This is a genomic window from Levilactobacillus andaensis, from assembly GCF_016861695.1.
Lineage (GTDB): Bacteria > Bacillota > Bacilli > Lactobacillales > Lactobacillaceae > Levilactobacillus > Levilactobacillus andaensis.
Genome location: NZ_BOLP01000015.1, coordinates 61,698 through 82,697, shown reverse-complemented (window position 1 = coordinate 82,697; position 21,000 = coordinate 61,698). Strand labels below are relative to the sequence as shown.

The 21,000-nt window shown below is 50.0% G+C and carries 15 protein-coding genes and 1 riboswitch; of the genes, 7 read left to right on the top strand and 8 right to left on the bottom strand.

Translation table 11 applies throughout. The features are described 5' to 3' along the window. Positions 1–546 precede the first annotated feature (546 nt). Together JUF10_RS11030 and JUF10_RS11025 are read left to right on the top strand one after the other, a co-directional pair. Positions 547–1,836: a cation:dicarboxylate symporter family transporter gene (locus JUF10_RS11030; RefSeq protein ID WP_203642220.1), complete on the top strand. Its 1,290-nt coding sequence runs from the start codon at positions 547–549 to the stop codon at positions 1,834–1,836. Between the two features lie 794 nt (positions 1,837–2,630). Then, positions 2,631–2,796, bottom strand: a riboswitch (M-box (ykoK) riboswitch). Between the two features lie 194 nt (positions 2,797–2,990). Then, a complete protein-coding gene (locus tag JUF10_RS11025; protein ID WP_373301339.1) occupies positions 2,991–3,572 on the top strand; it encodes a peroxiredoxin in 582 nt (193 codons plus the stop codon). A gap of 367 nt (positions 3,573–3,939) precedes the next feature. On the opposite strand, the gene JUF10_RS11020 is transcribed toward JUF10_RS11025, so the two are convergent. Then, positions 3,940–4,287, bottom strand: a complete 348-nt coding sequence (locus tag JUF10_RS11020) for a hypothetical protein (RefSeq protein ID WP_203642218.1) — start codon at positions 4,285–4,287, stop codon at positions 3,940–3,942. Between the two features lie 207 nt (positions 4,288–4,494). On the opposite strand from JUF10_RS11020, the gene JUF10_RS11015 reads away from it, so the two are divergent. Together JUF10_RS11015 and JUF10_RS11010 are read left to right on the top strand one after the other, a co-directional pair. Then, positions 4,495–5,136, top strand: a complete 642-nt coding sequence (locus JUF10_RS11015) for an SDR family oxidoreductase (RefSeq protein ID WP_203642217.1) — start codon at positions 4,495–4,497, stop codon at positions 5,134–5,136. A gap of 90 nt (positions 5,137–5,226) precedes the next feature. Further along, positions 5,227–5,490, top strand: coding sequence for a hypothetical protein (locus JUF10_RS11010; protein ID WP_048733847.1), 264 nt, complete (start codon positions 5,227–5,229; stop codon positions 5,488–5,490). Positions 5,491–5,688: 198 nt separating this feature from the next. Here JUF10_RS11010 and JUF10_RS11005 read toward each other — a convergent pair whose 3' ends face one another. The 4 genes from JUF10_RS11005 to JUF10_RS10990 all read right to left on the bottom strand — a co-directional run bounded on the left by JUF10_RS11005 (position 5,689) and on the right by JUF10_RS10990 (position 9,509). Beyond that, positions 5,689–6,312 (bottom strand): helix-turn-helix domain-containing protein, encoded by a 624-nt coding sequence (locus tag JUF10_RS11005; protein ID WP_203642216.1) that lies wholly within the window; start codon positions 6,310–6,312, stop codon positions 5,689–5,691. Positions 6,313–6,690: 378 nt separating this feature from the next. Further along, positions 6,691–7,335 (bottom strand): helix-turn-helix transcriptional regulator, encoded by a 645-nt coding sequence (locus JUF10_RS11000; RefSeq protein ID WP_203642215.1) that lies wholly within the window; start codon positions 7,333–7,335, stop codon positions 6,691–6,693. A 160-nt stretch (positions 7,336–7,495) separates the two neighbouring features. After that, a complete protein-coding gene (gene gnd, locus JUF10_RS10995; RefSeq protein ID WP_203642214.1) occupies positions 7,496–8,938 on the bottom strand; it encodes an NADP-dependent phosphogluconate dehydrogenase in 1,443 nt (480 codons plus the stop codon). Between the two features lie 142 nt (positions 8,939–9,080). Further along, positions 9,081–9,509 carry a MarR family winged helix-turn-helix transcriptional regulator gene (locus JUF10_RS10990; RefSeq protein WP_203642213.1) on the bottom strand — a complete coding sequence of 143 codons (429 nt, stop codon included), beginning with the start codon at positions 9,507–9,509 and terminating at the stop codon, positions 9,081–9,083. Between the two features lie 81 nt (positions 9,510–9,590). Here JUF10_RS10990 and JUF10_RS10985 point away from each other — a divergent pair, with 81 nt between their 5' ends. Together JUF10_RS10985 and JUF10_RS14225 are read left to right on the top strand one after the other, a co-directional pair. Continuing rightward, positions 9,591–10,031 (top strand): GNAT family N-acetyltransferase, encoded by a 441-nt coding sequence (locus JUF10_RS10985; RefSeq protein ID WP_203642212.1) that lies wholly within the window; start codon positions 9,591–9,593, stop codon positions 10,029–10,031. 192 nt (positions 10,032–10,223) lie between these two features. After that, positions 10,224–13,295 carry a MucBP domain-containing protein gene (locus JUF10_RS14225; RefSeq protein ID WP_203642211.1) on the top strand — a complete coding sequence of 1,024 codons (3,072 nt, stop codon included), beginning with the start codon at positions 10,224–10,226 and terminating at the stop codon, positions 13,293–13,295. Positions 13,296–13,417: 122 nt separating this feature from the next. On the opposite strand, the gene zwf is transcribed toward JUF10_RS14225, so the two are convergent. Both zwf and JUF10_RS10970 read right to left on the bottom strand, forming a co-directional pair. Next, positions 13,418–14,905, bottom strand: coding sequence for a glucose-6-phosphate dehydrogenase (gene zwf / locus JUF10_RS10975; protein ID WP_203642210.1), 1,488 nt, complete (start codon positions 14,903–14,905; stop codon positions 13,418–13,420). An 840-nt stretch (positions 14,906–15,745) separates the two neighbouring features. Then, positions 15,746–17,869 carry a MucBP domain-containing protein gene (locus JUF10_RS10970; RefSeq protein WP_203642209.1) on the bottom strand — a complete coding sequence of 708 codons (2,124 nt, stop codon included), beginning with the start codon at positions 17,867–17,869 and terminating at the stop codon, positions 15,746–15,748. A gap of 231 nt (positions 17,870–18,100) precedes the next feature. Between JUF10_RS10970 and JUF10_RS10965 the strand changes: the two genes are divergently transcribed. Next, on the top strand, positions 18,101–18,937 hold the full coding sequence (locus JUF10_RS10965; protein ID WP_203642208.1) for an AAC(3) family N-acetyltransferase: 837 nt from the start codon (positions 18,101–18,103) through the stop codon (positions 18,935–18,937). A gap of 192 nt (positions 18,938–19,129) precedes the next feature. Here JUF10_RS10965 and JUF10_RS10960 read toward each other — a convergent pair whose 3' ends face one another. Beyond that, positions 19,130–20,857, bottom strand: a complete 1,728-nt coding sequence (locus tag JUF10_RS10960; RefSeq protein WP_203642207.1) for an ABC transporter ATP-binding protein — start codon at positions 20,855–20,857, stop codon at positions 19,130–19,132. Positions 20,858–21,000 lie beyond the last annotated feature (143 nt).

The following is a 21,000-nucleotide window of genomic DNA, read 5'->3' as shown; positions in this document are numbered from 1 at the left end:
GGAAGTTAAGCTTTAGCACGCCGATAGTAGTTGGGGGATCGCCCCCTGCGAGGATAGGACGTTGCCACGCGAACGAAAGAACCCAGTGATTGGGTTCTTTTTTTGTGCAAAAAATAAAAGAAGACCGAGCGCATGACCGCGGCGCCAGTGCGTCTGGCACCGCAGTCGCGTCAGAAACAAAATACTGACTTCAAGAGGGCCGTGCCCCTTCTGACAACAGCTGGCCAGATGAACAGAGGATTTACGCAAAACAGGTTATAAACGGGTCCATTGTATAGCCAATGAACGTCCTGGATCTTCCCATAGTTTCCTACAGGCGTTGCGTACAACTCGTAAACGCGTATCCGAATGTTATTTATAATCATCATGATTAAGTTTGCCTATGGGCCATATATTACCGATTTTATGGACCACAAACATTCAAGACAACTTTGGCCTAATCGCCGTGGTGTGCTATCATAGTTATTGTTGTGGGTGACCCCGGTTACCCGAACAATCAAACGCGCACGACTAACCTTTAAAAAAGAGAGAATGGGTGACACACACATGAAAAAGTATCGTAACTACCGCCTGAGTCTGGGGTGGCAGATTTTGATTGGGCTGGTTCTCGGAATTATCCTGGGAGCGGTCTTCTATCAAAACAAAGTGGCCATTACCGCCATGCAAAACATTGGGAACATGTTTATTGGCTTGATTCAAATGATCGTTCTACCAATCGTAGTGTCTTGTTTGACCGTTGGGATCGCGAACATGGGGGACATCAAGCAACTAGGCCGGGTCGGTGGGAAGACCATCATCTACTTTGAAATCATGACGACCATTGCGATTGCCTTAGGGCTGCTGGTCGGCAATATCTTCCATCCTGGGGACTTTATCGACATTCACCAACTACATAGTACGGATATCAGTCAGTACGTCTCCTCGGCTAAATCAGCGCAGAATACGGGTATCTGGTCGACACTGATGGGGATCATTCCCACCAACATCTTCAAGTCGCTGGGTGAAGGCGATATGATGCCGGTCATCTTCTTCTCCGTCTTCTTTGGTTTAGGGACTGCGGCGATCGGCAAACAGGATCAGGTCATCATTGACGTGCTGGATGCCGTGTCACAAGTCATGTTCCGCGTTACCAACTGGGTCATGCACACCGCACCAATCGGGGTTTGTGCCCTGATTGGGGTCACGATTGCTCAAATGGGGATCTCGGCGTTAGCACCCCTAGGCTACTTTATCGTGTTGGCCTACGGGACGATGGCCGTCTTCATCGTGGTCTTCATGGGCATCGTTGCCCGGATGTTCCATTTCAAATTGTGGGACCTCTTATACGTGATCAAAGACGAAGCCGTTCTGGCGTTCTCTACGGCTAGTTCTGAAGCGACTCTGCCACGGTTGATCGATAAAATGGACAAGTTTGGGGTCAGCCAAGGGATCGTTTCCTTCGTGATTCCCACCGGCTACACGTTTAACCTGGATGGGTCCGCCATCTATCAATCTTTGGCAGCGTTGTTCTTGGCGCAGGCTTACCATATTCATTTAAGCTTAGGTCAACAGATTACCCTCTTAGTGGTCTTGATGATCACTAGTAAAGGGATGGCTGGGGTGCCTGGGGCGTCCTTCGTGGTCCTGCTGGCGACCGTTTCGACGATTGGGGTTCCCATGAGTGGGTTGACCTTTATCGCTGGGATCGACCGATTAGTCGACATGGGGCGGACCGCGGTCAACGTGGTCGGGAACTCCTTAGCAACGGTCATCATCGGGAAATCAGAACACGAATTTAGTGAAGAAAAGAGTCAAGCTTACCTGCAGGAGATGCGGCGAGCGAAGGCGAAAGCATAATTGCTGAAGGGGACTGGCGTGGGCCGGTTCCTTTTTTTATGCCAAAAAGCAGGTCACCATCCTTCGCGAATGGTGACCTGCTTTACTTTATTGGAGCAATGTCTTCAAATGAATACCAGCTCAATCACGTTGCGTGGCGGTAACACACTTGCGGGGTGATTCCCATCAGCCCATGGGCGCCGCCAATTCACGTGGTTAACCGGAATCGGTTTGGTATTACGTTTATTGTATCGACCATTCAGAGATTAAAAACCAGCCTAGTTGAAACGGCGTCAGTTACTAATCTTCTTCTCCCCACCGGGTTCCCCCAGCGGTGAAGTGCAGTTACGAGTTCGTAACGCTATTCTGACTAGCACGTCAATGCATCGATGTCGAAATAGTACCGAGAAAAAGGGCGTAACTCTAGCTTGCGTTATCCATTAAGTGGCTTGAATCCAACTGATCCACGAACGAATTCGGGAAGTTCAGACGAGTTACGGTCGGTTGCAACGCCGACAGCGTCTGAAATAATGTGGTCAGTCGATTCTGTTTAAAATCTGCCAGTCGAACCCTCCGCATCAAGCTACGGGGTCCGGGAACGGGAAAGCTAGAGAGCTGTCCTCCTCAAAGCGTCAACCAAGAGGCTTGAACAGGCGGTAACTTTCCCACCGGCGAGTTATAACACGCTCCGGGATCATCTAAAAGTTGCAATGTCATGTTCAATCACCTCCAAGGTGGATAGTCGACAGGGACGGACGGGGATAAAAGAAAAGCGCTTAGCCACAACTAGCTAAGCGCACCACAAAAAGTGTGTGAGTTTTGGCTAGTCGTTGAGTTTTAGCACTATACGGCGTAGTTAGTTCATAACAGCTACATTAGATCAGGCCTTAAATTGACCTGAACAGCTGACTCATTGGCGTTTCTCGACGTTTCTGAGCAGTAGCATTTTCCGTATAGGAGCCTCACCTAACAGCTTCTGATTTATCCTATGTAAATAGTGTATATCATTTTCAAAGCAAGTGCAAGCAAAACACTCAAGTTCTAGTGAATAATAATTATAATAACTTACTATAAAAATAATTATAGTAAAATCGGCATTTCTGACTCTAGTTTAGAATCATTCTTGATTTAAGCTGTAAAAACGGTTATGCTAAAGATGATTCAGAATTCAGAAAATGAGGGGAGAAATTATCGTGAATTATATTGGTTCAGCGTTACCCGATTTTCAAGTCAATGCGTATCAGGACGGCGAGGTCAAAGCCTTAACGGCGGACGACTTACGCGGTCACTGGTCAATTCTGTTCTTTTACCCAGCAGACTTTTCGTTCGTTTGTCCCACGGAACTCGGCGACTTAGCTGCCCATTACGCAGCATTTCAGCAACAAAATGCGGAGATCTACAGTGTTTCTGAGGATACCGAGTTTGTTCATCAGGCTTGGCACGAACAGAGTGAAGAGGTCGGTCAGGTCGACTACCCAATGATTGCGGACCCTGCTGGTGATTTGGCGCGGCACTACGGGGTTCTCGACGAAGCGGCCGGGCAAGCTTACCGTGGTGTCTTCATTCTGGACCCTCAAGGCGAAGTTCGGTCCTATACGATCAATGATATGGGCATCGGGCGCAACGCCGGTGAAATCCTGCGGACGCTGACTGCGGCGCAATTCGTTGCGGAACACGGCGACCGTGTCTGCCCCGCCAACTGGCATCCCGGCGAAGAAACCCTGAAGCCCGGCACGGACCTTGTGGGTAAAATCTAACTAATAATTTGGCGGTTATGTCGCCTTACCGGTCGCCAGATATGGGCTGGAACGGTGCGGACACAACTTGAAGCCTCGAAAAGCACGAGTCTTCAAGCTTGGTCTTCTACTAGGACGGCAAGAAACGCCGACCAAGTAGAACGACGCGCCTGAGCCCATATCTGGCGACCTCTCGGCTTAAATGGTGGTAGTTTCAATTTAAGCGGAAGGTGGAGCGGAGCAGCTGCGTTTAACGTCGAAGTGGTTTCACTGTAGCTGTTTGGCAGCTGCAATACGTCCAGTTCACATCAATTTACAACAATATCAAAAAAGGCGGCCCCCATCAGCATTTCTGCTGACGGTGACCGCCTTTTTAACGGGTCAATCGTTACTTACCTTCGACGACCTTAGCGTATTCTTGTTGGTACCAGCCTTCCCAAGTGGTGTCCTTGAGAGAACCGTTTTCGTTGAACGCGATGTCCATCGTGGATAGGATGGAGACGAATAAGTCGTGCTTCAAACCTAATACACCGGCAACCAATTCATCCGGGTGGAAGTTTTTGTTAGCGTACAAGTACATGTTGATATCGTTCATGGCGTAATCAACCTTGTATTGGGACAAAATTTCCAAGTCGTTGGTCTTGTAGTGCCGTAAGTAAAACTTGACAAAGTCGGTCAAAGCCGTCTGTTGTGCGTGTTCGTCTAAGTCGTTAATGGTTAAATCTTGATTCTGCAAAGTGCAGACCTCCTCAAAAATCGTAAGCAACAATCTAGCGGTTAAGTGATTCCCGTGCAATATATTTTTAGCTTCAATTTCATTATGGCACAAAATGACGTGGGGTAAAGCAGACAGCGTCAATTTTTTTTACAGTTAACGAATTAAAACGCTCTCATGGCGTTGTATAATGAAACGATGAGAGTGTTGAAGGGAGTTTGTTAGGTTATGCGAGTTTTAGTCGTGGGTGCCAACGGCCAAGTCGGTCGCCTATTGATAGCAGATTTATTAGCCAGAGGGGATGACCCTATCGCCGGCTTACGTTTTAGCGAAGATGGCGAAGACTGGGAGGATCAGGGCGTCACGGTCCGGCAAATGGATCTCCTCACTAAGCCAGAGCAGCTAGCCAACGTCATGCTCGACGTGGACGCCGTCATCTTTGCGGCCGGGTCCGGTGGTCGTACCAAGGACGACATGACGTTACTGGTCGACCTCGATGGGGCCGTGAAGACCATGCAGGCCGCTGAGATTGCCGGTGTCGACCGCTTCTTGATGATCAGCATGTTATTTGCTGAGGACCGCAACCGTTGGGCTGACCCGTTGAAGTCATTGTACGTGGCGAAATTTTACGCCGATAACTGGTTGGTCAATCAAACGAATCTGAACTATACGATCGTGCAGCCGGGGGCGCTGTCCTTTCACGCCGGAACGGGCAAGGTGAAGAGTGATCCGCTGGCGGTTGGTAGCATTTCACGGGCCGACCTCGCGGCATTTCTGGTCGCCGCCTTGCATTCCCCACGGGCGAGTCGCAAGACCATTCCGTTACTGAGCGGGGAGACACCAATCGAACAGGTGCTTGACCAGTTATGAGCATATTAGTCGCGCCGGCTGATATTTTCTGGTAAAGTAATAGCAAGTTAAGAGACTGTCCGTCCGATTTTTGCTAAGGAGGCCATCATTATGACTGAGAACTTAGTATTAGCCCCACCGGAAGCCCTAGAGTTAGCGAAACATCTCGATGAGTGGGCGAAATGGCGGCAAACGACCGATCGAACCACAGCCGATATGGATTGGGACCGATTCATTGAAAATAGCCGCGAGAAAGCAGAGTGGCAAGCCGGCTTAGCAACCGAAATTGAGCATTGGGAGAACCTCCACGCGATTCAAATGGCATTGCAGGATAACTTAGTGGGGATGACCGCCGGCGGCCACACACGGCAATAAAATGGATTATAAAATGGCCTGGGACAAAAGTCTCAGGCCATTTTTGCGCGCCGAACGTCCATGGTCGAAACGTGTGACAAAAGGCAATCAACTCCGCTTAACCCCGATAGACAAACAATCCAAGACCAGGATTAGTTGTCTATCGACGTTAATGCTCATTGACTAACCGCCTTTTGTCGCACTCTCTTTTCTGTCGATTTAAGGTAATTGACCCGCTTGTTCCGCGTGGCGCCGTTGCCGGGAGTAAGTGATCTCGGCGTAAACCAGGGCGATGCTGGCGCCAAGGGCTAGGAACGTAAAGTCGTTGGTGAGCGACGGCGCGTGAATGACCATTGCCCCGAGTGCGGCGAGTGCGCTACCGATAGCAATCAGTAGCACCCATGGCCGGCGTTTTGTCCAAGCCATATAAGGGGTGGTGTCGTCCAGCACACGAGCAAAACTATTTAACTTGTTGAGCGCCAAAATGTTGACCATACCCATCAAATAGAGCAGGTCCTTCACAATGAAGAGTTGGTGAGCGAAGACCAGTCCCAGGACGAAGAGGACATCCACAATGGTTAAGTTTTTAATGATTGGTTGAATTGATTTGAGAACGACAGGTTTACGGAGTGTTTCAGTGAGCCCGGGGTCCTTCTTGAGCAGTGTGTCTAGTGAAAGCTGATAGTAGTCGCTTAACCGAATTAAGCTGTCGATATCTGGATAGCTCTTGCCCCGTTCCCAACTGGAAATTGTTTGGCGCGTGACGTGTAATTCCGCCGCGACGGTTTCCTGTGTCAGATTTTGATGTTGCCGTGCGTGTTTGATTCTCTCCCCGAATTCCATAATGATTCCTCCTCTAGCTGATGGACCTAGTATACGCATGTTCGGTGTAAAACGTCCAGCAAAGGTTCTCTGCAATGCTGGTATGACGGGGATTATGCCCAATCGCGTTTGTACGGAAACTTCGCCTTACCGGTCGCCAGATATGGGCTGGAACGGTGCGAACACAACTTGCAGCCTCGAAAAACACGAGTCTTCAAGGTTGGTTTTCTGCTAAGCCGGCACAAAACGCCGACCAAGCAGAACGACGCGCCTGAGCCCATATCTGGCGACCTCTCGGCTTACACAGGTGTCTTACGAGTCGATTAGAAGTTGACCTACAAATACATAATCTCCATGCCCGTCTTGAAAGTGGTCAACCTGAGCAAGTGTGTAACAAACTTAATATTTTTCTTGCTTAGCCGTCGCATTCTCCCGATCCTTGAGCCGCTGAATGCCATGACCAAGCCAGAGTCCGAACAGCGTCAGGCAGGATATCGTGACCAGTGTCTCCAGGTTGTTCGTCACCGCTTTAGCAGCGATAGGCCACCAATAGGTCATAACTAGCGCGCCAGTTGAAATTAGGATATTCAAGCCGCTCGGTAGCCAGCCATTGCGCCAGCGCTGTTCGGAAATGGGCAGGGGACTGAGTTGTTCCTCGAATTTTTGTAGATAGAGGAAACCACAACCACTCGCTAAAAAAGCCGCAATTAAAATCCAAGCACCGATTGGGTTGGGCATAAAGAACAAGAGAATCACGATAAATAATTCATTTAAAACCAGCATAGTTTGGTGAATGGGTCGTAGCCGTTTGAGAATCTCCGGTTTGCGCAGGTAGTCCATCATGCCCGTGTCGTCCTTGATCAGCACGTCCAGCGATAGCCCGTACAGGTTGCTGAGGGTGACTAGACTGTCGATGTCCGGATAACTCTTGCCGGTCTCCCAGCTCGAAATGGTCTGGCGCGAGACGGTCACGTGTTTCGCCACGTCGCTCTGCGTGAGCTGATGGTCGTGGCGGGCTTGCTGTAATTTTTCCCCGAGTGTCATAGAAATTCCTCCCTGAATATGGGTTAAGCTTATCAAACACCGCTGAAATTGACCAGCTAAGTTTGCTTGCATCGTTGATTTGATGCGGTTTCTATTCAGACAACAAAAAAACTCACGGCCCAAACGACCGTGAGTTTTCAACATCAATTTAAAATTAAATTTATTGTTCTTCGTACCAAGTGTAGTGGAAGTTCCCATCGCGGTCGTTCCGTTCGTACGTGTGGGCACCGAAGTAGTCCCGTTGTGCTTGTAACAAGTTAGCAGGCAGAACTTCTGCACGGAAGCTATCGTAGTAAGTGATAGCAGCGGACAAACTAGGAACGGGGATGCCAGCTTGAACAGCCATAGCAACCACGTCACGGATGGATTGTTGATACTTACCAGCGATATCCTTGAAGTAGCTATCGAACAGCAAGTTGGTCAACTTAGGATCCTTGTCGAAGGCGTCGGTGATGTTTTGCAGGAATTGGGCACGGATAATGCAACCGCCACGCCAGATTTGTGCTAATTCACCAAACTTAAGGTCCCAATCGTTAGCTTCGGAAGCAAAGCGAAGTTGTTCGAACCCTTGCGCGTAACTCATCAGCTTACCAAAGAAGAGCGCTTGACGAACTTCTTCAACAAACTTGTCCTTGTCAGCAATTTCAGCCTTGCCTTGCTTTTCAGCAGATGGCAATACCTTAGAAGCCTTGACCCGTTCGTCCTTCAACATAGAAATGTAACGGGCGTAAACGGCTTCAGTGATGACGGATTGAGGGACTTGAACGTCGAGAGCATCTTCGGAACTCCACTTACCAGTCCCTTTGTTGTTCCCACGGTCCTTGATGGCGTCAACGATTGGCAAGTTCTTGTCATCGCCTAAGTCATCCTTACGCGTCAAAATGTCAGCGGTGATTTCGACTAAGTAGCTGTCCAATTCACCCTTGTTCCATTCTTTAAAGATGTCAGCCATATCGTCAACTGAGATCCCGGCAACGTTACGCATGATGTTGTAGCTTTCGTCGATCAGCTCTTCATCACCGTATTCGATACCGTTGTGGACCATCTTAACGTAGTGACCAGCACCGTTAGGCCCAATGTAAGTTACACATGGCTTGCCGTCTTGAGGCGCCTTAGCAGCAATCTTGGTCAAGATAGGTTCAACGAGATCGTAGGCTTCTTTTTGGCCACCTGGCATCAAAGAAGGACCTTGTAAGGCACCCAGTTCACCACCGGAAACACCCATACCAATAAAGTTGATCCCGGACTTGTCGAGTTCAGCGTTACGAGCCATCGTGTCGTGGAAGTTCGTGTTCCCACCATCAATCAGCACGTCACCCTTGTCGAGCAGCGGGAGCAGTTCGTGAATGACGGCATCGGTTGGCTTACCAGCCTTAACCATCAAAAGAATCCGCCGTGGCGTTTCCAATGAGCTTACGAAGTCTTCAATCTTGTAACTAGGAATCAGTTTCTTTTCGCTGTGGTCTTTCATGACTTGTTCAGTCTTGCTTGCGGAACGGTTAAAGATACCTACCGTGTAACCGCGACTTTCAATGTTCAGGGCTAAGTTCTTGCCCATAACAGCCATACCAACAACACCAATATTTGCTTTTTGATCTGCCATTAGTAACCTTCCTTTGCGTTCAAAATTAGTAACGACGTTCCACTCATTAGTGTAGCATTGAACAATGTGAAAGGACAATCATTTGTCTCACTTTTTTGAAAATCATTAAAATTTTTCACCTGCGAGTGGTCAAAACGCTTAATCAATGGCCCCGTTGGTAGGATTTCATATTCCGGGCGACTTTTGCCAATAATTCTTCCAGCAGGGCTTGTTCACCGGCCGAAAGCTCCTGGGTGCCCACGGCTAAAACGTGTTGTTCGTAGTCCTGGAGAGCGGGGTACATGGCCTGGCCCTTAGCGGTAGCCTGTAGTGGCCGGCGTTTCTTGTTGGTGGCGTCGGTCAACCGGGTCACGTAGTGGTTGGCAATTAGCTTGCGCACCGTGCGCAGGCAGGTCGAAGGGTCGACGTGGAGTTGGTCGGCCAATTCGGTCTGGGTGATGCCGGGGGTCTCGTTGATCCGCATCAAGTAAATGAATTGATTGTTCTGCAGGTCGTTGGCCTGAAAAAGTTGGTTCCCCATGGTGGCCGTGACCCGGGCGATGAGGCCGATACTGCGAAATGAATTTGGCATATTTTCTCCTTTTATAGTTGCATTTGCAATTAAAATGAACGATACTAGATACCATATTATAACATGAAAGAAGATTATGTGATGCTTGAATGGCGGGTTAAGTCCATGGACGAACTGACTCCTAATGAATTTTACGATATTGCGTTTGAACGTATTCGAACGTTTGTGATCGCCCAAGAACGAATTTACCAAGAAATTGATGAGACGGATAAGGTGGCTCGCCACATTCTGGGGTATCAGGATGGCCGGCTGGTGGCCTACGCGCGGGTCTTCACGGAGCGCGATCACGTCACGTTTGGCCGGGTACTGACGATTCCAGAACGCCGCGGTCAGGGACTAGGCCGACAATTAGTCATGCAGATTGAAGCGGAGATTCACGCGAACTTTGCGGGGATGCCCATCAGTATTGAGGCCCAGATTGATAAGCAGCAGTTTTACGAAAAATTCGGCTACGAAGCGGCGGGGGATGTCTTCTTGTTCCATAGCACCCCACACATTCAAATGAATAAGGCAGTATTGTAAGGACGTTTAGCGACGTTCTTTTTTAATGAAGTTGATTAGATTAATTGGATTGAAAAGTCAATTTTAGCTTAATTTTAGTTTGATTTTTGAATAAACTACCATGTGTACAATTGGATTGTCTATACTGAAGCCTGTAACTGTTCTACGGGGAAAAGTTTTAATTCTAATCTGACTGTTGAAGGGGAGAATCTCATGTCGAAGACGCGTTATAAGATGTATAAAAAAGGTAAACATTGGATTATTACAGGAATTGTAAGCGGTGCCGTAGTATTAGGTGTCGGTAATGTTACGGCCCAGGCGGACACGGGGGCGTCTGCCGACGTGGGACTGTCCGTGGTAGACGATGAATCGGGGTCAGGGGAACCGACGGATAAAGTAGTACTTACGACACCGACTGGTAGTTCAATGGAAGAGTCAGCAGCGGGTGAGGCGATTGGCGTGCCCGATGAGTCGGCTGAACCAGAGGTGACGACTGACGCAAGTGAAGCACCGACACCGGTTATCGACCAAAAGGCTAGCGGTGAAGGTTCAACGGTTAACGCTGTACCTCAAAAATCACCCGATAATGTGGCAGATGTCACAATGTCAAAGACACCGTCAGTTCCAAGGGTAACGTCAGAGGTGCCAAGTGCATCGGACGTTCCTGAGGTTACCATGCCGGAGACTCAGCCAGCGGTTCCAGACACCAGTACCAAGGTCCATGCTGAGCCAGTTTTAGCGGCAGTACCGTTAGTTAAGAAACAGGTTGCAAAAATGTCTGCGCCAGTAGTGACGCCCGCTCCGGCCACGACCAACATTGATCAGTGGATGCCGAACAAGACGTTGCAGAAGGTTATTTTGCTGACATTACAGGAGGTCGAGGGTACCGATAAGACCTGGAATAGTGTGGCTGATATTACGCAAGACGACCTGGCGCTCCTGACCACGCTCGATGTGAAGGATGGTAAGGGGTACGATACTTATATCGACGGTAAGACACCTTTTTCAGTGGAAGGGCTACAGTACGCGAAAAATCTCTGGTGGCTGAGCATGGGGGGCAGTCTCAATATTGAGCCGGGAGCTGTCTTTGGGGACATTGTGGATGTTACGCCACTAGCTAATCTGCAGAAACTGACGCACCTTGATTTACAAGGCAATAAAATTACGGATATATCGCCGCTAGCAAACTTGAAAAATTTAGATGGTCTCTACTTAGCCTATAACCACATTCGAGATTTCTCACCATTAAAGGGATTCAAAGGTGATATGAATAGTCTTGGTCAATTTATCATACTGGACCCACTTTTGGTCAGCGATAAGGACCGTACCGGACACATGCAGATTCAGTGTATAACGATTGATGGAGAAGTCGTTCAGTTGACTGCTAAAGGAGGACTTGTAGAACCGGTTTTTGCGAATCCGGAAAAAGATAATCCAGACTATCATTTTTACTATACTAAGGGAGAGTCCAAATCAGATGGGAAGGGTGGAATTTACTTTAGCGGTCTTCGGGATCAACAACCAGGTCCAACAGCTTCGCCAATCCCTGGTTTGAACGCAATTGCCTTACCAGACGCCTTTTATTTGACCGGGCAGGGTGAAGGCTTTAACGTTGTTCAGCCTTACATCATCGCTGACGATGCGGCGAATGTTATTGTTCATTATCAAGACAAAAACGGCGGTAAGCTTGCGGATGACAAGGTGTTATCGGGTGGTTTAGTGGGTGAGGATTATAAAACCACACCCGCTGATATTCCGGGCTATAAGCTGACAGATCAGTCAGCAAATACAACTGGAAAATATAGCAAGGATAAAATCGATGTCACATACGTTTACACGAAAATAGCGGGCTTGGTTACTGCTCACTATCAGGATAAGGACGGTCATCAGCTTGCGGCGGATAAAGTGTTACCAGGAGGCTTAGTAGGTGAGGATTATAAAACCACTCCTGTTGATGTTCCGGGCTACAAGCTGACAGATCAGTCAGCGAATGCAACTGGAAAACTTGGTGAGAACGATATCGTAGTTACGTACACTTACACGCAAATAGCGGGCTCGGTTACTGTTCACTATCAGGATAAGGACGGCCATCAGCTCGCAGCCGATAAAGTGTTGCCAGCAGGTTTAGTGGGTGCGGATTATGCAACCACTCCCGTTGATGTTCCGGGCTACAAGCTGACAGATCAGTCAGCGAATGCAACTGGAAAACTTGGTGATAAAGATATTGTGGTTACGTACACTTACACGCAAATAGCGGGTTCGGTTACTGCTCACTATCAAGATAAGGACGGTCATCAGCTCGCGGCTGACAAAGTGTTACCAGCAGGTTTAGTGGGTGCGGACTACACAACCACGCCAATTGATGTTCCGGGCTATACACTGATGGGGCATCCAGACAATGCGTCTGGTAAATATAGCGCAATCCCCGTAACGGTGACTTACGTTTATGCTAAGGACGAAGTGAAACCACCTGTGGCGCCGCCCGCTAAACAGACGACGGTGACGGTCCATCATCGAACGGTAGACGGGAAGACGGTTGCTCCTGATGCTGTGCAATCCGGTAAAGTGGGGACGGCGTATGTCACCCACGCAGCCAATCCAGCAGGCTATAAGTTGAAGATAACTCCGGAGAATGCCACTGGGACATTTGGTGAGAAAGATTTTGAGATCACTTACTTCTACGCACCAGTGGAAACGGGCGGTGGCGAGACGCCGGGTCCCGGAAATCCTGGTGGCAGCGGTGAAAAACCAGAGCCAGGTAATCCAGGTGATGGTAATACTGGTGGGAGTGAGAAGCCCAATCCAGGCAATCCCGGTGGCGGTGAAAAACCGACTCCTGGAACCCCTGGCGGTGGGAACAATGGTGGCGGTCAAACCCCAGGTCCTAGTAACCCAGACACCGGCAACCATGGGAATGGCAATGAAATTCCGGGCACGAGTCAGCCGGGTCCTGGGACCGACAACCCCGGCCAGACACCGGGAAGTAATGGTTCCAATCCGGCTCCCGATACAAGTACTGAAGGGGCTGGGGATGGTGCCGATTTAACCACGCCGCCTAGCAAGCCAGCCGTTGCACCAACATCAACGGTTTCGGCTACGTCGCCGGCAACGATAAATCTCGCAACACCCAACCGGCCAACGTCGACGAAACCCAAACCGCAGACGGCCTCAATGCTCCCGCAAACGGGCGAAAAGCCAACGCAATTATCAGTTTGGGGCTTCATCTGTCTTTCGGTCACGTGGGGCGTTCTCGGCCTGTTAGGGGTCAAACGGAAAATACGGTAAGGTAGCCTTTCGAGGATTCCATAATGCTCGTCAGCTATGGTAACCCCCAAAAATTATGAGTATACGAAAAAACCACCAACTCCAAATCGGAGTCGGTGGTTTTTACAATCTAAGGTTTTAAATTACTTGTTTAAACGGTAGATCCATTCACGGTGGTCGCGTTGAATGAGTTCTTCAGCGGCGGCTGGTCCCATTGAATGTGGCGTGTAGTTAGGGAATTGTGGTTCTTGTAAGTCCCAAACGCGGCGGATTTGGTCAACAAACTTCCAAGCGTAGGAAACTTCTGGCCAGCTAGAGAAGTTGGTCCCGTCACCCTTCAAGACGTCATGCAAGAGACGTTCGTAAGGTTCTGGCGTTTCCTTAGACTTTTCAGCATCGACCAAGTAGTCCAACTTGATTGGTTCCGTTGAGAAGCCAGCGTCGTTGGTCTTGGCGTTCAATTGCAGAGAGAACCCTGCGTGTGGTTCAACGAAGATGGTCAAAACGTTGGCAGCCAATGGCGTATTTTGAGATTGTGGGAAGGCAAAGATATCAACCAGTGGACGCTTGAAGACCACGTCAACGCGGGTGAACTTGTCAGCCAGCATCTTCCCAGTCCGGACGTAGAATGGGGTACCTGACCAGCGGTAGTTGTCAAATAACAACTTGCCGGCAACGAACGTTTCAGTCGTAGAGTCTTCTGGAACATTGTCTTCGTGACGGTAGTCGGGTTGGTCGTTGATCGAGCCATATTGGCCACGAACAAAGTTGGTTGCGGCGTCGGCGACGTTGTAAACACGTAAGCTCCGTAAAGCCTTGACCTTTTCAGCCCGGATGTCAGTATCCGTGAAGGCAACAGGTTGTTCCATAGCCAACAGGGAAACGATTTGCATGATATGGTTTTGGACCATGTCACGTAAGGCACCACTGTTGTCGTAGTAAGAAGCCCGTTCTTCAACCCCTAATTTTTCGGAAAGGGTCACTTGGATGTTGTCGATGTACCGGTTGTTCCAGAGGGATTCAACCAGCGTGTTGCCAAAACGCAAAGCTTCGATGTTTTGGATCATTTCCTTACCTAAGTAGTGGTCGATCCGGAAGATTTGTTCTTCATCGAAGGACTTGCTTAAGGCGTCGTTTAATTGTTTAGCGGAGTCGTAGTCACGGCCGAATGGCTTTTCAATGACTAAGCGGTTGAAGGCGTCCTTGTTGGTGGACATCAAGCCTTGGCTCTTCAGGTCTTGGGCAATCGTGCCGAAGAATTGTGGGGCCATGGACAGGTAGAAAATCCGGTTACCTTCCAGCTTGTACTTCTTGTCCAGCTTGTCAGCGGCTTCCTTCAAGACGGAGTAGTGCGCCGTGTTGGTTACGTCGTGTGCTTGGTAGTAGAAATGAGATGAGAAGTCCGTTGCTTCCTTTGAGTCGGCGCGGTTACCGCTGTCGGCCAAAGACTTACGAACGGCTTCCCGGAACTTGTCGTCGTCCATTGCTTGACGAGAAGTCCCGATAACTGCGAAATGGGACCGCAAGTTACCTTTCTTATAAAGGTTGAAAAGACTTGGGTAAAGTTTCCGGTAAGCCAAGTCACCAGTACCACCGAAGAACAAGAATAAAGCTTTACGTTCAGTTGCCACGAGATCGTCACTCCTTAAAGTTTAAGTACCTTAGTTATATGCGTTGTGTCTACAAAAAATGAGAATCCAACGATGCAATCCGGTTATCCAAAGATGGGGGCAACCATCCTGGGTCCGCGAGTGTCTAGCAAGTATGTCTAGACCACTTCGAAAGTTATTATACGCTACTTCTCCATGAAACGCGACCTTTTTAAAGCAAGAATTTAAATTTAGGACAACCGGTTGCAATGCTATGAAATCAACGTTTTCAGTCAAAATTCGTTTTCATGAAAGCATTTATATTTTCGCGAAATGGTCATGGAAACGCCTTTCTTAGTGCCCAAAAACTGAAATCGCTATCACGGACAGTCTACCAAATATTGGCGCGAAAGTAACGTTAGAGGAATCGGTCTAGGCAAATTTGTTTTGGATTTTAAGTAATGGCTGCTGATATTGGTGAAAAGTGGCCGCACTCCGGCTGCCAGGGATTCCGCCTGCTGTGGGGACGCTCCGGACTGAGGAACGGTCCTCCGACTCGATTTGAAGCCGCGAAGGTCACGCGTCTTCAAAGTCGCCCGTGCTGTAAACTGGCAAAAATCGTCAGTTAACACCACCTCCACGGCTGGCTACATCCCTGGCCGCCTCCGGCTTAGATTGAGCTTGTCCGTAACTAAGAAACCAACATTGCCCGTACTTTCTGTTAATCTCCAAGCAGACAATTCACCACGCCCAAAAAGCCCCACCGATCATCTTACTCGGTGGGGCTTCTTCAAATTGAAGTGAGTGGTTCAATCATTAGTAGTAGAAAAAGTAACGACTAGTCACTAAATGTCGGCTGTATTTAGCAAATACAGAGGCTCTCTACCGCCGCTTAAACAGTGCCAAACCCAAACCACTCAACAGGGCTAGGCAGGCAGCACCCAATGTCGCAAGAAAAGTCTGAGAACTCTCATCGGTCTGTGGCAGGGCGGCTTGTTGTTGCTGAGCTTGGTCATGGTTCAGAGTACCCGTTGCCGTTGGCATCACGGTTGCGGTCGAACCGGCACCCGCGCCACCGGTCTGAACGTTGTTACCACTACCCGGTTTGTCTGGCGTCACCAAGTCGCCATCACCGCCAGGGGTCACGACATTACCGGGGTTGCCCGGTTCTCCCGGTGTCCCGGGATTGCCGGGGTCAGGTGTTTCCGGGACTTCTGGATTACCCGGATCTGGCGTTTCCGGTGTTTCGGGGTCCGGGCCGCCAGGTGGGGTCACCGTTGGCGGTGTTTTCTTAAAGACTAACGTGAGTGTCTGCGGGTCCTGCTGGTAAGTTCCGGTCAGGTCGTCACTCTTGTCGGCCACGAAGGTATAGCCGTCGCGTTTGGTCAGGTCGGTCACGTCAAAGGCGTCGCCGATCAATTTGCCATCGCGGTCCACGGTCGCCAGCTCTTGCCCATCGGTCGTCATGAGCTTGATGGTCAATTGGGGATGTTCCAGCCAGTTGACCTGCCGGTAGATCCGGACGTCGTATTGGAGTTCGATATTGTTCGGGTAGATGACGTCGACGTATTTTTCGGAGGGCCCGCCAGCGAAAATGAAGCCATACGGTCCATACGTGATCCAGTTGTTGATGGGGTCATTGTCGTAGATGAATGGCGTGTCGATCTGTAGCTTGCCATTGCCGAGATTGGTGATGGGCGCGTAGGTGCCTTCATCGTTAGCGTTAAAGGAGTAGGGCGCGTTAAAAATCAGTGGTTCGCCCAAAAAGCCGATGGATTCGGTCGCACTAAAGATAGCGGGCTGACCAATGACGATGTTGATGGGATCAGGGTTGTCGTAGTACTGCCCGATGGCCGTGATCCAGGCGTCCTTGGTCGTAATGCCGCTGAGGGGCGTGAAGTCCGTCAGACAGTTGTTGGTCAGCGTAAGGTGGTTAAACCCGTACGCACCGTGGCCGTTATTGGCAACGGTGGTCAACCACGGCCCCAGTATGGCCAACTGGCGGTTCGTCATGCCGTTCTTGTTCTTCATGTAGAGGCTACCCGACAGGCTGACCGAGTCGATGATGGTCGGGTCGATCTGCATGATCGTCTGGAGGGCCGTGTCGGACATGGCCCCGAAGTAGTTGGATGAGACTTCGAACTGTTTGAAACGCAGGTTAACTAATGGCGAAAAGTCTAAATTGGCCGCAACCTGTTTGTCGTCCGCAATCGTCGCGTAGAAAGTGATCATTTTATTCTGCGGCAGGTATTTCAGCGCGTCTAGGCCTTCAAAACTGGTAATCGTTTTACCATTGATGATCTTGATATTTAGCGGCACCTGGCCATCGAAGCCGTTGGTCCCGTAGCGGCGAATAACGCCATAGGTCAGCGGGGCATCGCCCTTTAAGGAGAAACTGTCGCGCACGGCCTGTTCCAAGGTCGGGTCGGCAATCATGACTAGCTCGTCGTCGGCGGGGTCACTCTGCGGCGTGACCTTGGCGGCGGTCTTCGCTAAGCCCGTGGGTGTGGCAGTCGTGGACCGGACCGCGGTGGTCGTGCCATCTTTAGGTGTGGTCGGGTCGACGACGGGTTTCTCGGGTGATTTTTGTTTATCTATTGTCTTAGCTGTTTCTTTAGCGGTAATTGTATCAGGATTCGTGGCAGTTGAATCGGTCGTTTCGTCGTTTGTTACCGCTTTCATAGAACCGGTTGTTGAATCGTCCACTGGGTCTGGCGTCGCTGAGTCCACAGCTGGTGGCTCGGACTCGTCAGTGGTCGTTGTCGGTGGGGTCGTCTCATCAGTAGTGGGGGCAGCCGACTCGTTAATCGTTGCGTCTTCGGCAGGTTGAGCGGCCGGTGTCAGGGTCACGCTAGACTGGTCAGCGAGTGCCACACTTTTTTGATTCTGGGTGGTTGCTGCGGCAGCCGGTGTGTCATCGGCTTGGGCGGTGACTTCGCCGCTAGCGAGCAGTCCGCCCGCGATAAGTGCTAGAACTAAGGGTGCCCGGGTCAGGTTGTGGGACATCATGAACGCCTCCTTTGATTGGCAGGTCAGATTTCTCTCTCTATAGACATTATATCCTTTAAACTAGCTTAAAGCTGTGTTTATGTCCCGCAAAAAATGGGGTCCATGACGTTTTGGCGATTGGCTGCGTTGGCGGTCACTGGAAAATGAGATAGGGCAACGGTTACGATAGTTCTGGAAAAATGAGAAAATAATGATAAAATGAGAAAGACAACGAAAAGAGGAAAATAGATGACGACAGATTGGAAAGCAAAGACCATTACGACCGTGACGACTGGTGATGAACTGGCGGCTGATTTACGCCAGCTCGGTTTGACCGCCACGGATTCGTGCTTGGTCCATACAAAATTAAGCGCATTCGGCTTCATCCCGGGTGGGGAACAGACGGTGGTCAGTACGCTCCAGAGCGTTTTGAACCAAGGCAACATCGCCATGCCAGCCCAGTCGGCGGACTATTCGGACCCGAAGGAATGGCTCTATCCGCCGGTTGAAAAATCGCTTCAATCCAAGGTGATCGCCGGGTTACCGGGGTATGACCCCCAGACCACGCCGATTCACTACATTGGGCTGACGCCGGAATATTTCCGCAATCAACCGGGCGTTCATCGTAGCGGCCACCCGACCTGCTCGCTAACGGCATGGGGTAAGGATGCCGAGAGCATTTGCGAAACGATGACCTACGACCTGCCATTTGGCGTGAACAGCCCGCTCCAGAAACTTTACGACTTGGACGCCAAGGTCGTGTGCCTGGGCACGGACTTTGAGAGCTGTACGGCCATTCACTTGGCGGAGTCGCAGCTGGATCGGCCCCGTTTCCAAGAGTCGGCGCCGGTGTTGGTCGATGGCCAGACAAAATGGGTCGACTATGCGGCCATTGAGCTGGAACCCTATGACGACTTCAACGAGATGGGGGCCAAGTTCGTGGCGGCTAATAGAGGCGCCGTGCACGACCTGACGTTAGCCAATGGCACGCTGCTGCGGACCTTCTCATTTCGCGCCATCGTTGACTTTGCGTTGGATTACTACCGGCAAAAAGATGCGGAGACGGGGACGTTTGCTGGAAAATAAGTTAGCTTGAAGTGGCCGTATCTCTATTTAGATTGTTATGTGGAAATTATAACAGTGACAAAAGGACTCAGAACGCGGAGTATCATGCGTTCTGAGTCCTTTGTAGTTTAAATATAGTTCTAATGAGATTGGTACGACACGTCCACAAGCAGTGTAATGGAAAAATTTAGTCTGAGCCGGAGCGCGGCCAATTTAAACCAATTGCTCCTCCACATACTGCCGGTACAGCGGGTGCGTCGCAATCAGGCTCTGGTGCGTGCCGGAACCGGTGACGGCGCCCTTTTCGATGAAGAAGATGGTGTTGGCGTTCTTGACCGTGGCGAGGCGGTGGGCAACGATGATGATGGTCTTGGTCTGTTGGAGGCGTTCGATGGCGTCTTCAATCGACTGTTCCGACGCGCTGTCCAGGCTGGCCGTGGCTTCATCGAGGATGATGATCGGCGCTGGTCGAAGGAAGGCGCGGGCAATCATCAACCGTTGAATCTGACCGCCAGAGAGGTTTTGGGCCTGTTCAGCGAGTTCCGTGTCCAAGCCAGCTGGCAAATCGTTGACGAAATCCAGTGCCGCCGCGGATTGTAGCGCCCTTTTGATCGTGTCATCGTCCGGTTTAGTCGTTAGCCCGAAGACCAGGTTGTCGCGAATTGTGCCGAACAGCATCGACGTTTCCTGCGAGACGTAGGAGATTGACGCGCGCCACTGCGGCAAGGGGATGTCCTGCACGTTGCGTCCGGCGTAGGTGATGGTCCCGCTGTCCAAATGGTAGAAGCGTTCGATCAGGCTAAGAATTGTGGACTTCCCGCCACCACTGGGGCCAACGAACGCGGTCGTCTTCTGCGGTGCAATCGTCAGGGACAGGTCGTTGATGGTTGGGCCGTCGCCGGTCTGGTAGCTAAAGTTCACGTGGTCAAAGGTGATGGCCGAAGAGGTGGTCGGCACGTCGTCACTGAGCGTGGTCGTCGCCTCACCAGGGTGATTGAGCAGCTCGGTCAGCGTTTCGGCGGCACCGTTAGCGGCTCTGAATTCAGTCAGCGTTGTTCCAACGTTAGCGACTGGCGTGAGAATCTGGAAAACGTAGATGAGAAATGAGGTCAAAGTCCCAATCGTAATGATGCCGCGGGAAACCATGGCACCACCGGCAATGAAGACGAAGAAAATCGTCCCCATTAAAATAGCAAAATCAATTGGGTTGATGAGCGCGTTTAGCAGGGTAATGTGCAAATTAGTCCGGTAAAGCTGCTGAATACGTTTCCCCAGAATACGAATCATACCAGGTTCGGCATCCGAGGTCTTGATCAAGCGGATTTCAGCAATGCTTTGCTGGAGGTCGGCGTTGTATTTGCCTAATTGGTCCTGCGTTTCGTGATACAATTTGACTTCCTTTTTAGAGATCGGCGCGATGATGGCTGACATTAAGGCCAAGGCCCCAATGATAATGGCCGTCAATAAGGGGCTAATGGTAAACAGGATAATTACTGAGCCAACGGTTAGTAGCAGCCCAGAGACTAAGGTGCTCACGTTACCGCTAATTAAGTTGTTGATTTTTTCAGTGTCACTGCTGACGTGACTAGCGACTTCAGCTGACCGGTGCGTGTCAAAGAACGGGACCGGTAACGTGATGATATGGGCTGAAATTTTGTGCCGCAATTGACTAACGATACGTAGACCAGACACACCCAAGAGGTAGCCGCCACCCATATCAAAAACGGTGGACCCTACGAGCATGATGATGATTAAGGTTAAACTACGAGCTGAAAAACCCGTCTTAAAACTATCGACAAACGTTCGGACCTCCAAAGGTAAAATCAGTGAGAAGGCCACACCACCGATCGTTAGTAAAATACCACCGAAAAATAAGAGTTTAGGAAATTTTATTTGACTAAATAAAGTCATAACGTTATTGCGTCGCTTTGCCTGTGTCATCAGTATCGCGCTCCTTTTATATCTAACAATTGTAGCACTAAGTAAAAAAACTTGTCATCATATTCTAATGTTCGTACGCTGAATGTTAGAAGCCTCACATTAACTTACTCGCGGAATCAGTTAACCCAATTACTAATTGAAGA

Excerpts from the sequence above, each read along its gene's own strand:
- JUF10_RS11005 (WP_203642216.1), bottom strand. The coding sequence starts at position 6,312 with ATGGAATTCGGGGAGAGAATCAAACACGCACGGCAACATCAAAATCTG.
- JUF10_RS10960 (WP_203642207.1), bottom strand. The coding sequence starts at position 20,857 with ATGACACAGGCAAAGCGACGCAATAACGTTATGACTTTATTTAGTCAA.
- JUF10_RS10965 (WP_203642208.1), top strand. The coding sequence starts at position 18,101 with ATGACGACAGATTGGAAAGCAAAGACCATTACGACCGTGACGACTGGT.
- JUF10_RS11015 (WP_203642217.1), top strand. The coding sequence starts at position 4,495 with ATGCGAGTTTTAGTCGTGGGTGCCAACGGCCAAGTCGGTCGCCTATTG.
- JUF10_RS10985 (WP_203642212.1), top strand. The coding sequence starts at position 9,591 with ATGCTTGAATGGCGGGTTAAGTCCATGGACGAACTGACTCCTAATGAA.
- JUF10_RS14225 (WP_203642211.1), top strand. The coding sequence starts at position 10,224 with ATGTCGAAGACGCGTTATAAGATGTATAAAAAAGGTAAACATTGGATT.
- JUF10_RS11025 (WP_373301339.1), top strand. The coding sequence starts at position 2,991 with ATGAGGGGAGAAATTATCGTGAATTATATTGGTTCAGCGTTACCCGAT.
- JUF10_RS10990 (WP_203642213.1), bottom strand. The coding sequence starts at position 9,509 with ATGCCAAATTCATTTCGCAGTATCGGCCTCATCGCCCGGGTCACGGCC.
- JUF10_RS11010 (WP_048733847.1), top strand. The coding sequence starts at position 5,227 with ATGACTGAGAACTTAGTATTAGCCCCACCGGAAGCCCTAGAGTTAGCG.
- JUF10_RS11030 (WP_203642220.1), top strand. The coding sequence starts at position 547 with ATGAAAAAGTATCGTAACTACCGCCTGAGTCTGGGGTGGCAGATTTTG.
- JUF10_RS10970 (WP_203642209.1), bottom strand. The coding sequence starts at position 17,869 with ATGTCCCACAACCTGACCCGGGCACCCTTAGTTCTAGCACTTATCGCG.
- gnd (WP_203642214.1), bottom strand. The coding sequence starts at position 8,938 with ATGGCAGATCAAAAAGCAAATATTGGTGTTGTTGGTATGGCTGTTATG.
- JUF10_RS11000 (WP_203642215.1), bottom strand. The coding sequence starts at position 7,335 with ATGACACTCGGGGAAAAATTACAGCAAGCCCGCCACGACCATCAGCTC.